The organism is Paenibacillus sp. FSL F4-0100 (assembly GCF_037993005.1).
Classification (GTDB): domain Bacteria; phylum Bacillota; class Bacilli; order Paenibacillales; family Paenibacillaceae; genus Paenibacillus_AQ.
Genome location: NZ_CP150303.1, coordinates 3,831,989 through 3,848,390, shown reverse-complemented (window position 1 = coordinate 3,848,390; position 16,402 = coordinate 3,831,989). Strand labels below are relative to the sequence as shown.

The window sequence follows — 16,402 nt, the reverse complement described above, 5'->3', positions numbered from 1 at the left end:
TTTTCCCTTAATGGTACAAGTTGTTGTCCGAGCCGAGGACAACAACTTGTACCTATTACCGTAATAGACAAGAACTTGGTCATATTAGCGATTTGACACATATCTAATTAAAATTCGATAACTCATTAAGCTAACGGGCAGGACGCTTCCAATATGTGTTACTATAGAGTCGTTCTATTAATAATACTATAATATGTTAAATTGGATGGGGATGGAGAGACAAGCGATAAGCTTAGTATCTGAAAAACCTATTTTTACTGGCAAGTGAAGGGGATCTGATATGTTAACAGATGATATTATTTTGGATAAACTGCAACAATTTGTTTCTGGGGACTCGGTTCAACGCCAAAGCATGAAGACTAGCCTTGCCAATTATATACTGTCGTCTGGTGAAACTTTGATAGCTGCGAATTGGATAGTTAGCTATATCGCGAGCTTATGTCATGACAAGCAAAATAAGGGCTTTTTCACTTTAGTGAACAACCCGGAGCTAATTGCTGATTTATTAGAAGTAGCTTATGAAAGTCTGAATAGGGACGTTGATCTGCAACCATACGTTATCCCAATAGCACGATTATTGTATATTGACAAAAAGGAACGAGACAAATTAGAATCGGAACGATATGTTCAGTACCGTGCAGCTGCGATGTTGGATGAATTAATTTCCTTAAACGTTACGTTGCCATCAGAAGCAGTAGAGCTGATGTTATCGGATTATTTTTTCAATGATCTACCTACAGAAGAGTTCAATAGCAGTATATGGTGGAGATTGGCTGAAAGAGGCATTAATATATCCTGTCATATAAATACTCTGCACAGCTATGTGAAGAACGATGAATCTCCTACTCTCACTAATAATAGTATACTAGCTTTATGGGTATGCATTCGCGGGGGATTTTTTGATACAACTATCCCTAATAGTAATCAAACGTACAGAGTATGGCTTTGGCATTTGGTTACAAGCTGTGTTCATAAACTGAAGAAAAAATACGAGGATACTACCCGCTCGGTGGCCGTCGGCTGTCTTCTTGAAACTTCAATGAGATACCCGGAGACTCAATGTTTGATTCTGGAGTGCATGGCTAAATGGGGAATTGCAAAACCAAAGAGTCCGCGTAGTGATTTTCAACGAGATCTAAAAGAGCTTTTTTCACGTTGCAAAAATCATCCGGGCACAAATTGCTTACCAGTGGGTTATGTTATTACTAAAAATGGAGTCACTAGACAGAGAACTGACGTATAAGGATTTTTTGTGGTGAAGTCTAAATCGGAGTTCAGCTAACGTAAGGTTCGTACGAATCATGACAATAAATAGCATGTACATATGAATGCTGTTATATCGCTGAGATTTCCGAGAATCTACATTCGGGGACCAGCAACTGCTTCGCAACTCTCAGTTATTTATTACGTTACTATTATCGTAACAAAACTGTCGAGAGACAAGAACATAGTCCCATAGAAGTCGCTAAATTAGCGACTTTTTTGTTTTATCGGTACAAGTTCTTGTCTCGAGTCGAGGACAAGAACTTGTACCGATTACCGTAATGGACAAGAACATGAGCCGATTACCGATTAGAAAAGTATCTAACTATGTTTCCATGCAATTTCATTAAGCTAACGGGCAGGTTAGCATAATGGCATCAGCTAACGGATAAGGGCAGTAATCTTTGACAAGGATTTTGACTATTAACATCAAATGGTCAGGTACTCAGGATGAGTCCCTGTCGAGGGCCAAGATCATGGTCCCATTGATAGTCGCTATTTTAGCGTCTTTTTTGTTTTATCGGTACAAGTTCTTGTCCCGAGCCCAGGATAAGAACTTGTACCGATTGCCGTAATGGACAAGAACATGAGCCGATTACCGATTAGATAAGTATCTAACTATGTTTCCATGCAATTTCATTAAGCTAACGGGCAGGGTAGTGCGAGAAGGCTGTGGAATAAATATACAAACATTACTGCATAAGGAGGTCGTAATATGCCATTTCCAACGCATATCGTTGCCACAGGTGGATTTGTAGAAGATGGGCAAGGAAATATACTTTTAGTAAAAACTCGTGACGGTGGTTGGGTATACCCTGGTGGACAAGTGGAAGTTGGAGAAAATCTGATAGATGGTTTGATTCGCGAAATCAAAGAGGAAAGTGGAATTGACACTACGGTTAGCTACTTAATTGGTGTCTATTCTAATACAGGGATTTTTAAATGGTATGATGGTGTGACTGATGTTCCTACGCAAGTTGGGTTTGATTTCGTATGTAAACCTGTTGGTGGGGAGTTATTAGCTGTTACTGAGGAAACAACCGATAGTCGCTGGGTGGCGAAGGATAAAGTTCTTGATTTCATTGAACACCCCGCTATTCGCACCCGCTATCAGGCATATTTGGACTTTAATGGAGCGGTAAATTACATGGCGTATTTAACGAAACCTGAGTTCATAATCAAACACCAAACATTTATTTCGAAGTAAATTTTACGTATAAGGCAACATCAGGAATTTAAAAATGTCACCGCTGAATTCTATTTATGGAGGGAGGCGGTGATCTTTTTTGGGTATTGTGACACGTTGTTCATTCCCAAAAAATAGAAAGGGATGATGAACGTTTGGGAATGAAAAAAACATTACGACAAAAACAAAACAAAAGCGGAAGGAAGGGACTCCCACCGCTTTTGTTTTTAATATAACCGTCTTTATGAACTTGGTTATTAAGTTTAACCTTCTAGTGGTTTATCTTCAATAATAGGAGCGGGGTGTTCTTTGATATCAATTTGATCTTCAATATTTTGGAGCTCCATGGGAATGGAATCTAAGTACCGGTATTCCTCAATTTTTATAGTGTCAGTATTCCAGTTACCATCATCATCTTTTATTAGTATTTCTCTTTTAATCGGAAGCCCAGTATTTTCATCAATGGATACTATCTCCTTACGATCCTCTGTTTCTGATGTAACTGTTTTAACATGTGAGTTATCAGTCAAGGCTTTGCTTGATTGAGTCCAACTTTGATCCGTGAGTTCTTCCTTTTGTTTTTCGAATAACGAGATTTCAAGTAACCTTTTGTTCTCTAATGCTAAGTTGTCAGGCAGAGTCCATGTAGTCCCAATTAGTTTTCCTGTATAATCTCTCCCGATTGATGTTACTCGTTTTCCATTCTCGGAGATAATAAGTTTACTTTGTAGCTCATCGTTAAGATATTCCTCTGTGATCTCTGTGAGCTTTTCCTTATCACGAATCCGGATAACATAGTTCCCTTCGGATTGTGTTTCCTTAATATACTCAATATTGGTTTTTGTCGCTTTGTCTGCAGCTGCTATAACATCACTTTGTGCACTTACTACGCTGTCTTTATTAATAAACAGATATCCTGCGATAGCCACACCGATTAATGGAGCTGTAAGCACATAAATAAAAGTTCTTTTTTTCATGTAAAATCCCTACTTTCTTTTTTTATTGAGCACTTAAATTCCAGCCGTTCACGTAGCCTTCGAAATCAAAACGCAAGCTGGTATTTGAATGATGATGATAGTCTAGAAGCTCGTGAACGGTTCAAAAATTTAATCTTATCTTGTGGATTCCGAGGTGGGTTTAATTCTTATAGCGTTAGTGATTAAAAATTTACTGCTTTATTAACTATTTGATCGCAAAAGCCGAAAGGGCAGGAATAAAGTTTGAGGAAAAACCATGACTCTGCTTGGCATTAGCTGGCAGGGTCTTTTTCGCTTTTACTCTTCCATAATAAATTCCCATCAGATATTCCATAGGAAATCATTAGGGGACGAAGAGCACAAATGGATTACTTCACTTACTATGAATGAAAATACAAATCAATTCCAAGATGTGAAAATTTACATCATAATAAATATATGGATTTTTTTGTGTGATTTCAATAACCTCTCTAGTCTTAGAACCGTTTATATAGATACGGACACACCGTCCACTTCCAAAGGAGGAGATGTGTTGTGAAAAAGCTAATCATAGCAGCAGGGATCGGGGGAGCACTTGTTGGAACAGCAATTTTTTTCATGATTGTTTCCAACACAGAGACGAAAGCCGGCGTAGCTCCCCCTCCGTATGCGGTCAATGAAAAGGACCAAACGTATGGTGAAGGTCCGTTTCCTGCTGGCAAAAACCAAGAACCGAATTTAATAAAAGCTATAGGAGAAAATGGCGTTGAGGGATACATCAAAAATTCAGACGTAACCCCCTCTTTTTCTTCTCCAGAGGAAGCCCTTATTCACCAAATAGAAGTGGAGAAACAAGGCTATCAATCGGTTCCGCTTTATGAATCAGATGGCACGACAGTAATTGGGGAGTATAGACTCTATCCATCAAGAACTACACCATGATGACGTAATATCCATGGTCAAGCTTCCTTCTTTTTTATGAATTGGAGGAATGTAACTTGAATAGGGAAATAATTAAAGCCCTCATGCTCTGCATGGTAATAAGCGCGATGATGGCCGCAACTGTCTTTGCAAGTACGAAGTCCAATGTCTATGACACACCTAGGATTAACGGAAAAAAGATACTCGTTCACATCTGATGTATGGGATAGATGGGGAGGTTCGCCTAATGCTACTGCGGAGGCAGTCGCTAATATAAAATTAAATAGCGGCAATGTTCCGGCTGGATACATGGGGGGCCATGCTCGGTTGTTTACCTCGAGTGGTACGCTTTGGTCTTCAGCAGCGATTACGTACAATACCTACTAATAGTAACAAAACCCCCGACGTGCATTATTCACTGGTTAACAGAAATTATCGTGGAAAGCCAGTCCTCATCTCTGGGAGAATTATACACACGAATACCACAGCAGAGATATGGAACGTATCTCCTGGTACATACCAAGTAATGGTGACAAATTTGAACGATTTTGCAATTTCAGGGTATGGATATATTGATGCGATCTTCTAAGTATTTCCTCAGCAACAAATAACATCTTAGAAGGGGTTGAGTGTTCATGAATAAGAAGTATTTAAAAAGATCTATAATCATTGCATCATGTTGTCTTGTAATAATGAGCGCATTTTTTTTTAATCAGAGAACTTATAGATAATAAGCAAGTTGTAGACTCGACTAATAATGACACTACTCCACCAAAAGAAACATTAGAAGATTGGCAAATTGAATACGACAGAAAAGTTCGATCGGAACCAGCGGAAAAAGTAGTAACTGAACATGGAGTTTTTTATTATGCTCCTTTTCCAAAAGAATTTCCAAGAGATGAAATCGCTAACCGAGATATTGATGAGGAAGTGACAGAAGATACAAACCAGGTAATAATAAAGGGTTTTTATTACGAAAAAAATAATTAAATCATCGTATATGGCTTTTCGCGGTCAAACATTCAAAGATGAAGAGCTAGAAAATGAAAAAGGTTTTGGGACTGACCCTATAGCGTAAACAAAAACACCTTCAAGGGATGTAACAGGTCGTAAGATGTGTAGGAGACAGCCTAGGAGGTGTTTTTGCATTGGCAACAAGAGTCAGCTAACCGGTAAAATTGAAAAAGAAATCCCCAATTGTGGGGTATTTAAGTAAAGCAATAAGTAGTGGATGAATTTTCCCTATTTGAATGAAAATCTTGGAGGTTATAATGGAGGGCTTGTATTCATTTATTATTGTTTTGGTGCTTATTGGTCAATTTGTTCTAGGCAAAATGTTAGTTGTTGGGGAAGAAGATATGAATGATACACCAAAGCATAAGCAGTATATTGTCATTTCGTTGATCTTACTTACACCAGTTTTACTGGTAATTTGGCTTTTAGATCGAAGCCAACCACAACCCTTGTTAGCACTTCTGTTGGCAATACCCTTTTTTTATCGTGGTTACATGGAGTGGAAGTATGTTAAAGAAACAAAACGACATAAAGTATCATTTATATTAGCATTCATACTACTCTTTTTTACGATTCTTCTGCTAGTATTTAGACTGTTAATGTGATTTTCAGTAACTAATTGAACATTGATTGCGTTTATATCTTAATGCAGACCATTAGAGGAGGTATTAGTAGTGAATAAAAAAAAGTTATTCTCGGTCCCAGTTGTAGTCCTTAGTATTTCGTTGGTAATGGGCGGGGCTTACGCTTTTGGGTCTGGGAAAATTAAAATCGTTATGAATGGGGAGAGCATCGCGAGTGATGTTGCTCCTAAGAATGTAAATGGCCGAGTGATGGTACCAATCAGTACCATTTCTAAGGCGCTTGGGGCCAACGTTTCATGGGATCCCATAACACAGACAGTCTCCATCAAACAAGGAACTTCCAATGCTCCAACAACAAACGATGTTTGGAATCAATCGCTTAATGATACGTACGGCGAAGAGTGGGCTGCGGTCAAGAGAGTGATTGACCTGTTTATCGTGGGGTTCGATGGCCAAGATGAAGAATTGGTTAAGAGGCTTGTCGTTGAAGGTTTTGATAAGACATTCATTGCCCCAGGAGTCTATGTTCCTGTAGGCGGAAATTTTCCTTCATTATTAGATCATGACATCATCGATGCGAAAAAGACGGGCACAGTGGACGGTAGAGGCGAGTATAAAGTACGCGTTAAATTCGTATCTTATGTTGGGCTCTCGTCACCTGTTGAAAACACATGGGATATTGATGTAACCCCGAAACCATCGAATGTGGATGAATATCTTATTAAAAAAATTGATCGAACAGCAAAGGGGCTATCATCGTACACGGTTTTCCCTGGTCTGACATTCAAAGATGAAGGTTAAGAAATAAAAAAGGTTTCTTTAGAATGGTGGTTCTTTGGGGTCTGGCAGTGGTCCTCGGTGTCGAGGACTTTAGACAAAATAAAGCAATTAGCAGAAAAGTAATAAAGATGTATTCAACTAACGGGAAATGTCGGGGGACAAGAACATAATCCCATTGAAAGTCGCTAATTTAACGGCTTTTTTGTTTTATCGGTACAAGTTCATGTCCCGAGTCGAGGACAAGAACTTGTACCGATTACCGTAATGGACAAGAACATGAGCCGATTACCGATTAGATAAGTATCTAACTATGTTTCCATGCAATTCATTAAGCTAACGGGCAGGTTAGTGGAACAAGTGTATAGAACTCTTATTCACACTAAAGCTTAGAACTGCGGTATAATTCGGTAAAGTATTAAATGAGTGGGCGAGTAACTTGACGTTAATAAATAATAATGTCCTAAAATTGGTACAAGAGACTGTGAAGAAATTTATAGATCCTAAAGCAGAAGTTTTAAGCATTGAAAGCAAGGCGATTAATATGGGATTACAAGCAGTTGAGTTAATGCGACATAGTGTACTAATAAAAATACTTGACGAAACCTCGAAGCTGTCTCTTGTTTCAAAACATGCTACCAGTGACGTCCCGACGGGCTTAGGGGGCTGGATGTGGTCACTCGCTTCTCTGAGTGACCCGGACAGCCATTGCATTTAAGGAGTTCTCAAAATAGCTATATACTTCATCTGCAATTCCCAGAAACTCTTCAACAAGTACATTACTATCCAAGTAACAAGCATACAGATTATCAACTAAAGCGGTGTCAATCTCACAATAGTTTAATATGTCATTCTTCATCTTAATAATGTCATCTTGCCATACACCTGTATCTTCTAAAACCAAAGAGTATAATGCACGAATTAATCTCTTAGAGTAACCTTTAATTAATCTAGTTTTCATTGTGTTATCACTAGCATTAGAAAGTAAACGATGTCTACGATCTACTTCCTTCTTGGTCTCTGCATTTAAGTCTAAAATGAACTCTGGAGAAATAATTATCGGTGGTACTTTTTCACCAACGTCATCACCATATATACAAACACAAATGATCTTTACCCAAAAACCCCAATCATTTGGTTTACTTAATACATCGTCAATCGAGCAAATTGTCGTATCAATCTTAGTTACTACTGGATATTCTTCCAAAAGCCTGTCTTTAATATTTGACAATCTTTCGTAATCAATATCTTTGGGATTTACACATACAATAGTAAAGTCTGCATCTGACTTAAAAGGTTTAGCAGTTCCTTTTGGAATCGAGCCACACATATAAATGCTATGAATCTTACCTTTAAATTCGGTAAGTATATTATCTATATACTTATCAACAAAATCCTTATATTCACTTTGTATTACAATTCTATTTATAACTTTTTCTAATATCATATAGACTCCTCCCAAAATAAAAAACGCCCCAAAGCAAAATGCTCTGGGACGATATTAATCGCGGTACCACCCAGGTTGCTGTATTTTCACACAGCCACCTTAATTGACTATAACGGGTCAAACCGATGGGTATTAGTCATACTCTGGAACTGGCATTTTCAATCAGTACTCTAGGGTTTTCTCAGTCATGAAACCCTTTCCTGTGAAGAGTTTAATGATTTACTTTTGTTCCATCATTGATTTACGGATATTGGTTAAATATTACTCTTTCCCGTCACCTTAGTCAACAACTTGCTCAAGAAAACTGCCCGTTAGTTCAATAAAAAGGACACTCCCGCGCCTTCGCTTGGGCTACGTCCTCCTCATTATATTCCATTTCCAATTACTAATTAAAGAACCTACGCGGGTAGCATGTAGTTCTTAACCAGGGGACTTACTTTAACCTAAACACTAAGAAAATACTTTATTTTCACTGGACAGCAGACGTTCGGCGCGCGGGCGCCACATTTCCCTACTGGTGGCTGCTCCTTCAGCTGCGTCATCAATTCATGTAAAGCAATGTAAAAATAAAAGTAAGCAGGCCTTTGCAGCCTGCTTAACTATGTGGTGTATCGTCCTTGGTCAAAATCATTATCATTGATCATGAGGAATGTCCCCTCGTATTTCACTATTTCCTCACTTAGCATATCCCAGATAATAACTGTCGTATATGAAGAACATATCAGTGCGTAAGCTGTTTTTATCGACGGATGCAATGATCAGTAGCAAATTTTTCGCCTCTTCTTCGGTGCTGTGGGAGATCTCTTCCAGAAAAACGCCCTTTTTCATATCATAGACATAAGTCAGAGGTAATTCCTTCTTTGACGGCATATGAATGGTTCCATAGATTTGCTCGATTTCGTCTTTCGACATCCCGATCTCTGCATTTTGGGCCGTTTTATAAATTCCTTTCGCTTCTTCCTCCATGATGATGGCCGCTACCTCGTCATCCCGATAAAACAGTTCCACACCGGAATCGTATTTGATCACGCCTCTTTCAGCTTCTTTCCCTTGCCCTAGTACGCTTTCCACGTCGGCGCGTTTCATTCCGTAGTAAACCTTCCGACCGTCAGCGATGCTTACAATTCCAAGATCCTCCTTCGCTATTTTCACCAAATCCTGTCCGCTGCTGCATCCGCATAAAATGAGAATGGTAAATAAGATAAAAAGCTGGCCCCCTAATCTCAATCATTTCCCCCCAATCTCGTATTTACTAGATATTACCATAATATATATGCATCTGCCAATACTAATTCAACCGTCGATTGAACAATGTTGAGATCGACAAGGCTCAGTATTTCTCCGGAATGGCCTGCGTCAGCGCCCGGACCAGAATCTGCAGCGATTACAAGGTATTGGCGTCCATCACGCTGCCATCTGACCCAATCATCTTATTAACGAATGGAACGGAAAGCGATGCATCGTCCGGGATAGCCGCGCTCATCCACGCAGAAAATGAGAATGCGGAAATTATCGAAGGTATCGAACTTGTATCAAAAAGCGTATATCGGCTCCCTAACGGCGAACATGTTCAGGGAAAAAAGAATGCTGAGAAAGCTTACCAAGAATACTTAGCTTCGCTTGAGCAAAAAGATGATGAAAAAGAGTGTGGCGATTCAGATGTTGACCAATCTGCAAACAGCTAGATCGTTTTTTCAAAGTCCAATAGACGATGCTAGTCTAACTCTCCTTCTAGAAGTGGCTTCAAGCACAATTGAAAATTTATGTGGCCGTGAATTTATAGAGCAGGTTAAAAATGATATCTTAACCGGTTTAGGGGGGACGCACCGTGAAAATAAAGTTGTAGACTGGCTATAAGCGTTGGGCTTACAGCAGGATAAAAAAGGAATTTTCATCTGTTTCACGAATATTTCATTGCTAAGGCTTAGTTGTAAAGCGTAATTCAAGTTTAAAACCTGTAAGTCGTTAGCTGAAATCACACGAAAGAGGTATCAAGATGACTAATCAGATTACCATAAAACAACTCTCAGATGATAAAAAAGCTATATTATTAGATACAGAATTTGCGCGTAATTATCCATGGTATACCTCCAGCGATTATTTTTTAACTGATTGGCAGAGAATAAAGCAGGAGACCGAATAACCTTGATGGTTTTCTTTGATGGGATATTAGCGGGTTGTTGTCATCTACTGCTTAATTCTAGTTATCCATTCTTCAGAGATAAGAACATCCCCGAGATTAATGATTTAAGCGTTTTTCCTGAATTCAGGAGAAGGGGTATTGCAAGCTTTGATCTTCAATTGTCGGTGAACAAGAACATGTTCCGATTACCGATTAGATAAGCATTTAACTATATTTGACTGCTCAAGTTCATTAAGCTAACGGGCAGGATAGTTCCAATATGTGGTAACATGTGGATAGTTATAAAAAAAATGAAATCTCTTTGGATAACTAAGCCTTGAAAAAGAGCGCTGTGATATAAAGCTTATCAAAAATCACTACAGACTGGACGAAGGACGAAATGATTAAAGGTACTTACGAAATTTATTCACCAGAACAAGAAAGAACAATGCCATATCGATGTAATAACTAAAACTCATTTAACTATTAAGGGGAAACGACATGAACAGCGGTTTTCAGATGGATACAGATATCAATCGCCGACTTACACTTAATCAAACGAAACAAGCAGCGCTATATGCTTTGCAAAACTATGATGTTGACTGGAGTTTAATCCATTTCATCCAAGTTTCTGAACATGTGACTTTTCGTATTCAGAGTAGTGAGGGAGAATCCTATTTACTGCGAATTCATACATGGAATAAATCTTATGCTGAAGTGATTTCAGAACTGGAGTGGTTAGCCCATTTAAGAAGTAAGGGGCTTATTGTACCTGATGGTGTACTAAATCGAAATGGTGAGTTTATTACCGTTGCTACAACGGATGGGAATGCGGAGTATTATGCGACCTTGATGAGATGGATCGAAGGGGATCGTTTAGATAAAAAAGTACTTACCGAGGATAATATTCGAGCGATGGGGAAATTGATGGCGGACCTTCACGGGGCGAGCGTTGATTTTGTTCCCAGTAACACTTTTACTCGTACAACTTGGGGAAGAGAGAGCTTTAACCGGGATTGGGTGCATTTACAGCAGCATCATAATCATTTCATAACAGAAGAAGCTTTCCAGTTGTATACAGAAGCTTCTGCTAAAGTTGCAGATCAAATCCACACCTTCACACCTCATGCACAAAATTACGGGATTATTCATGCAGACCTGCATAATGGGAATATCGTGTTTTGTGCGATCGACCGTTTGCTATTGATTTCGGTAGATGCGGCTTTGGCTACCATATTTATGATATAGCGCAAGCGGTCATGGGACTTCGGCCACATCAAAGAAAACTTTTTATCGAAGGCTATGTGAAGGTCAGACAATTGAGCGAAAATACGATTTCGATGCTGGAGTGCTTCTTCATCATGGCAATCATCGAAGCCTACAGTTTCCATGCGGAGAACGAGTTGGAGACGGAAGGTCTGATCGAAGAGCAGTCGTATGCTCAGTCCATATTGAGAGCATACATAAACGGAGAGCCGTTATTATTCCAGACATTTGATGAGTGATTAACAATTAATTTACACTGGGGAGTCCGTCCGTAGTGAACCATATACGATTTACAAGTAGATGCCACGAATCGAACAAGACTACGGAACTTTGCTACAGATACTGTCTACAGTGGGGTAGGGTGACCTTTTTCCATTGAACTAACGGGAAACTATAGTTTAATAAATAACTAAAACGCGGCTGCCAAGCTTAGTTCGGCAGCCGCGTTGCGCTAACGGGCAGTTAAGGTAGTTTTGTGTTACAAACATTCCGGTTCTCGGGAGTTGCTGACGTCAGCGCCGATGACAATTACTTAATCCCGGATTCGAGGGATGGAGGGAATGGATTTCAAGTTCTTGTCATTTATGATATCAAGCTCTTGTCAACTAGAACACACGCTGTTTGATTTGCATAATATGCCATGGTGGTTATCCAACCAATTTTCATTCAAAAGGATCAACGGGAAAGGATGATTATATTGGTCAGGGGAACAGTTATCGTAAGGATTAACAGATCGGTTCCGAATAACGTAGTTTTTGTAGACGGATGTGCTCAAGGCGGTAGTTCACTACTTCAAATTCCTAATGGAATCTCTGCGATATTCCAAAGAAGATCAGTAAGAAAACGTGTCACCATAAATGCCGAAGCCGGACAAAACTGTCCAGGAGAACAGTTTAACAATTTTTTGGATGTCAGTCCGTCAACCGCAAGAATGTTTGGACTGGTTAATCGCTGATTTTTGTATACATTGGAATTTGACCCAAATACGAATGTTTTAACCATAAGTCTTAGAAGAACTCAGACCACCGCGCCGTTCGGCATTGAACAAGTCGATGTTAATAGAGACAATGTATTTTGGGCTGCTGGGCTCATTAGCAACGCACTCAATTTGCCTGCAGACAATACTGTACTAACGGTAAGAAGGGCCGGCCTAGAAAAGAAAATGAAGGCTCGACTTTTCACAGAGGGTAAAGCGGAATTTAGTGATGGATTTGAAACGAGTCGTAGAACTGCCGCATTTTTTGGCTTCACATCCGGCAGGAGGTTTGTTTTGAACTTTAATCAAATCACTAGAGTGCTGGAAATTCGAAGTGTAGGCGGAAAATAGCAGGATAAACCAACCCTACAAGTAGAGAGCCCTGCAAATGCCATGCTTCTTTATACACATGGGCATTATGGAGATATGGAAGAGGACAATTCACGATTCGCAGGAATTCCATGTAAGAAGAAGGAACAAGGAGTTGCGAGTTAGGTCTTACTATATAATCATAGTTCTATATTACTACTTTCCGTCTGTCCTATTGGACCTAGATCTGTTATTATAAAACAAATAACGGAAAAGGCGAGGACATCAGCATGGCTAAAAAATTGAATATCTTTTTATCTTTTCTAATATCTATTATCATCGCGTTCAGCTGCGGTTTGTATTTCGCGGAAGACTTGGGTTATAGTCGGAGTGAACCAACTATAGTTAAAGCTGGGCAAACAGTGGATGCCGAAAACGAACCTTCCAACGGAGATGGCGAAAAAGGCGCAACGATTTCCACGGCTCAGAATCAAGGAGGTAACGAAACGGCCAACGACGAACCCGAAGCTACCCGAGTGACAGCGGAGAATCGTTTCAGCGACCCAAGAGAGTTCAGATACAGTGTCAATTCAGCGAACGGTATCACGCTGACGTGGCTCGTCGATAATTTGACCGGCAAAACGATCAACTACTATACCGTGAAGGTCAGCACATTTAATCCCGTAGGAGACCCTTCGTATGATGAGCACTCCGGAAAGAACTCATTCAATCTTCAATATGTCGGTCCGGTCATACCGGGGTTAGAACTCGGTGTGTTTGAGCTCTTCACGTATCAAGGTGCTTTGGATTCAATACGTATCGACGAAGTTGACCTGGAATACGCGGACGGCACCAAAGAAACCGTCGTCTACAATCGCACGACTAAGGACGATAGCGGGCTCAATAATAGATAGGAAAGTTTATTGCCACTTGCATAGTATTTTTGTTAGAGGAGGAAAGATCATACATATCCATTTAAGTCCGCGTTTTACGCGGATTTTTTATGGTTTGAATTTTGTTCTTTGTCTCGTAATTTAGATTGAAATATCTTCGAGTGTATATCATGATATTGAATGTTCATGGTGAACAAGCTATATTTTTATCGATGCCAGATAAGGTACTGGATCAACTAACGGGGAACGATAGTTAAATAAAGTAAAGTAGGCAGCTGATCAGAGTGATCAGTTCCCTTTTTAAGCTAACCGGTAGGATAGATTAACTCAATTACTCAGGCTTGTACCAACAGTATCCTATGAAAGTCAAGAAGGGTGGGGAATGTTATCAAGTTCTTGTCATCCGTCAGAGGATATATAGATGTCGGTGGATAAAAACATAGTCCCATTGAATGTCGCTAAAAATGCGGCTTTTTTATTTTATCGGTACACGTTCTTGTCCTTGGCTCAGGACAAGAACGTGTACCCATTGCCGTAATGGACAAGAACATAGTCCGATTACCGATTAGATAAGTATCTAACTATGTTTCCATGCAATCTCAATAGCTAAAGGGCAGGATATTTACATGCGCTTAATGTTTTCAATAATAATCCCGTGACGATGAAGTGTAGAACCGCTTACTCGAATCGGCACACTCGTTCTGCCAGAAAGAAGATGTCTATGACCATCCGCGAATTGAGTCATTTGACGGAACCGATGGAAGTGACGAGGTCCTTGACCATTGATTGCTGCTCCAGTTATACCCGAATAGCGATGTCGATGTCCGTCAGCTACTTGAGTAATCCCATTAAACGAATGTCGATGTGTGCCAATACCAGGAATAAAGCGATCGGTTAAATTGCGAAAGCGATGTCGATGTCCAACATTAATGGAAGTGTTGCCAGACATCCGATGCTGAAAACGATCGGTGGTTTGTGAAAGGTGTGCTTTCTTGAGTGAGTGCTTTCCTTTTTTCATCTTCACATCTCCTCAGAAATAAAATTAATCATAATTTATGAAGAAGTCATATGTGGGGGAACGGCGATTGCCAAAATGGGTGACATTAAGTTGTGAGGCTATTTGCGAGCCGGTTTCTAACATAATTGCTGAAAAGGGAGGTCCCATGAAGATCGACAATGATATGTTTCACGTTGAGACATTGGCTCAATCACAAGTAGCAGAGGCTAAAGTGGTAAGTCGGAATAGCAGTTTTTGCTCACGAGGCAGGAGCAGCAGCAGTTGACAATTGTTACCCTAATCAAGGTCTCAGCATTATGCGATGGAATGGGCGACCGATGTTGTCGGAATGTAAAATTGTCGGGGGACAAGAACCTGATCCCATAGAAAGTCGCTAATTTAGCGGCTTTTTTGTTTTATCGGTACAAGTTCTTGTCCCGAGTCGAGGACAAGAACTTGTACCGATTGCCGAAAAGGACAAGAACATGAGCCGATTACCGATTAGATAAGTATCTAACTATATTTTCATATTTGATTCTGGAGCCATAGGCCTCGTTTACCAGACGGTTAGATGACCTTGTCTCCAAAAGTAGATTACGCTAACGGGACACGATCAGTGAAGACATTGAAGGCAGCCGACTCCAAAGCCGGCTGCCTTTTTCGATATCTTGGACTCATGAAGAGGTTATACGTTCATTAGCCAAAACATTGAATCATTATTATGTGAATAAGCAAGGATAAGCATTTGAAATTGCGATACTCGGAGCAAGAGAAATCTATCGATCTAAAGATTAGCGAGAAAGAACAAAAGGCGGAAGATCTCCTTCATGCAAAGATTGATAATTATGGATTTCACAGAATTGAACGGCATGAAGGGAATATCGGCTTGATCTACGAGGTCCGTAGATTGCTTTCATACCAGTAGATAATTCCCTAAAAACACGCTAAAGATTATGTTCATTCAGAAAAGGGTAATAGAAAAGAGTAACACTGAATCTTCCGAAATATACTGCTGGATTAACGACCCGATATTTTCAATAGTAAGTATTTTTGAAGGAGATATCAAAAATGAAAAAGGCAAGCGTGGTTGTCATGGCTTTGGTACTTGGTTTACTGCTTGTAGCAGGAGTATCACCTGGCAATGTGAATGCGAATGAATGTGATCTTGCTCTATGGATTCACCCGAATTGCACCGTAGCAGAAAGCAGAAAGACGATCTATACAGTCGATAACGCAGAGTTAAGAGTCGGCTATTATCGAACTGTATATTATGCATGGGGAAGATTTACAACATCAGAGCCAGGAGCCACTGTGTGGCTTGATATTGATACAAATGGCGATGGACATTGGGACGAACACTCTAAAATAGATAATGATGGTTATACTTGGGCACATGTAACGAATGCAAGTGCTCCGAGGGTAGAAGCAATGAGGATTTCTATCCGGCATGCAAATAATACCTGGAGCTTTGGACCCTGGTGGTCACAAGATGGTGGATGGTGAAGGTAAGCCTACATTTCGAATGCTCCAAGCTGGTACTTAACGATAAAGGTTAATGGCATCTAAAGTTTATTGGTTGCACAATGAATCTGGATATATTCGACAGATCAATCTCATGACTTTTGATCACAGTTTGTACAGTAGATTTGAAATAACGATTGATAATACCCTGTATTAATAGAAACAGGTAA

The 16,402-nt window shown here is 39.8% G+C and carries 16 protein-coding genes; 12 read left to right on the top strand and 4 right to left on the bottom strand.

The genetic code is table 11. From position 1 onward, the window contains the following. The first annotated feature begins 280 nt into the window (after positions 1–280). Complete coding sequence (locus tag MHH48_RS17380; protein WP_076323497.1) at positions 281–1,243, top strand: hypothetical protein; 963 nt, start codon at positions 281–283, stop codon at positions 1,241–1,243. Positions 1,244–1,978: 735 nt separating this feature from the next. Further along, the gene (locus MHH48_RS17375) at positions 1,979–2,470 is read left to right on the top strand and encodes an NUDIX domain-containing protein (RefSeq protein WP_076323496.1); all 492 of its coding nucleotides are present in this window, start codon (positions 1,979–1,981) and stop codon (positions 2,468–2,470) included. Positions 2,471–2,712: 242 nt separating this feature from the next. Here MHH48_RS17375 and MHH48_RS17370 read toward each other — a convergent pair whose 3' ends face one another. Further along, positions 2,713–3,426, bottom strand: coding sequence for a hypothetical protein (locus tag MHH48_RS17370; RefSeq protein WP_076323495.1), 714 nt, complete (start codon positions 3,424–3,426; stop codon positions 2,713–2,715). Positions 3,427–3,960: 534 nt separating this feature from the next. On the opposite strand from MHH48_RS17370, the gene MHH48_RS17365 reads away from it, so the two are divergent. The 3 genes from MHH48_RS17365 to MHH48_RS17355 all read left to right on the top strand — a co-directional run bounded on the left by MHH48_RS17365 (position 3,961) and on the right by MHH48_RS17355 (position 6,725). Further along, positions 3,961–4,347 carry a hypothetical protein gene (locus MHH48_RS17365; RefSeq protein ID WP_076323493.1) on the top strand — a complete coding sequence of 129 codons (387 nt, stop codon included), beginning with the start codon at positions 3,961–3,963 and terminating at the stop codon, positions 4,345–4,347. 1,250 nt (positions 4,348–5,597) lie between these two features. After that, positions 5,598–5,945, top strand: coding sequence for a DUF4181 domain-containing protein (locus MHH48_RS17360; protein ID WP_076323492.1), 348 nt, complete (start codon positions 5,598–5,600; stop codon positions 5,943–5,945). A 69-nt stretch (positions 5,946–6,014) separates the two neighbouring features. Then, positions 6,015–6,725 (top strand): copper amine oxidase N-terminal domain-containing protein, encoded by a 711-nt coding sequence (locus tag MHH48_RS17355; protein ID WP_076323491.1) that lies wholly within the window; start codon positions 6,015–6,017, stop codon positions 6,723–6,725. A 652-nt stretch (positions 6,726–7,377) separates the two neighbouring features. Here the strand turns inward: MHH48_RS17355 and MHH48_RS17350 are convergent. Together MHH48_RS17350 and MHH48_RS17345 are read right to left on the bottom strand one after the other, a co-directional pair. Continuing rightward, on the bottom strand, positions 7,378–8,148 hold the full coding sequence (locus tag MHH48_RS17350) for a nucleotidyltransferase domain-containing protein (protein ID WP_076323490.1): 771 nt from the start codon (positions 8,146–8,148) through the stop codon (positions 7,378–7,380). 675 nt (positions 8,149–8,823) lie between these two features. Beyond that, positions 8,824–9,375, bottom strand: coding sequence for a hypothetical protein (locus tag MHH48_RS17345; RefSeq protein WP_076323489.1), 552 nt, complete (start codon positions 9,373–9,375; stop codon positions 8,824–8,826). A 77-nt stretch (positions 9,376–9,452) separates the two neighbouring features. Between MHH48_RS17345 and MHH48_RS17340 the strand changes: the two genes are divergently transcribed. The 6 genes from MHH48_RS17340 (at position 9,453) to MHH48_RS17315 (ending at position 13,735) form a co-directional block, all read left to right on the top strand. Continuing rightward, a complete protein-coding gene (locus tag MHH48_RS17340; protein ID WP_179090652.1) occupies positions 9,453–9,833 on the top strand; it encodes a hypothetical protein in 381 nt (126 codons plus the stop codon). A gap of 311 nt (positions 9,834–10,144) precedes the next feature. Further along, entirely contained in the window at positions 10,145–10,291 is a 147-nt protein-coding gene (locus MHH48_RS17335; protein WP_179090651.1) for a hypothetical protein, read from the top strand. 5 nt (positions 10,292–10,296) lie between these two features. After that, positions 10,297–10,491, top strand: a complete 195-nt coding sequence (locus tag MHH48_RS17330; protein WP_144023478.1) for a GNAT family N-acetyltransferase — start codon at positions 10,297–10,299, stop codon at positions 10,489–10,491. Between the two features lie 280 nt (positions 10,492–10,771). Further along, the gene (locus tag MHH48_RS17325; protein WP_083659712.1) at positions 10,772–11,518 is read left to right on the top strand and encodes a phosphotransferase; all 747 of its coding nucleotides are present in this window, start codon (positions 10,772–10,774) and stop codon (positions 11,516–11,518) included. Positions 11,519–11,589: 71 nt separating this feature from the next. Further along, complete coding sequence (locus MHH48_RS17320; RefSeq protein WP_083659711.1) at positions 11,590–11,775, top strand: hypothetical protein; 186 nt, start codon at positions 11,590–11,592, stop codon at positions 11,773–11,775. A 1,336-nt stretch (positions 11,776–13,111) separates the two neighbouring features. Continuing rightward, positions 13,112–13,735, top strand: coding sequence for a hypothetical protein (locus MHH48_RS17315; RefSeq protein ID WP_076323485.1), 624 nt, complete (start codon positions 13,112–13,114; stop codon positions 13,733–13,735). A 601-nt stretch (positions 13,736–14,336) separates the two neighbouring features. Here MHH48_RS17315 and MHH48_RS17310 read toward each other — a convergent pair. After that, a complete protein-coding gene (locus tag MHH48_RS17310) occupies positions 14,337–14,732 on the bottom strand; it encodes a YmaF family protein (protein ID WP_076323484.1) in 396 nt (131 codons plus the stop codon). 1,047 nt (positions 14,733–15,779) lie between these two features. Between MHH48_RS17310 and MHH48_RS17305 the strand changes: the two genes are divergently transcribed. Next, on the top strand, positions 15,780–16,214 hold the full coding sequence (locus MHH48_RS17305) for a hypothetical protein (RefSeq protein ID WP_076323482.1): 435 nt from the start codon (positions 15,780–15,782) through the stop codon (positions 16,212–16,214). Positions 16,215–16,402 lie beyond the last annotated feature (188 nt).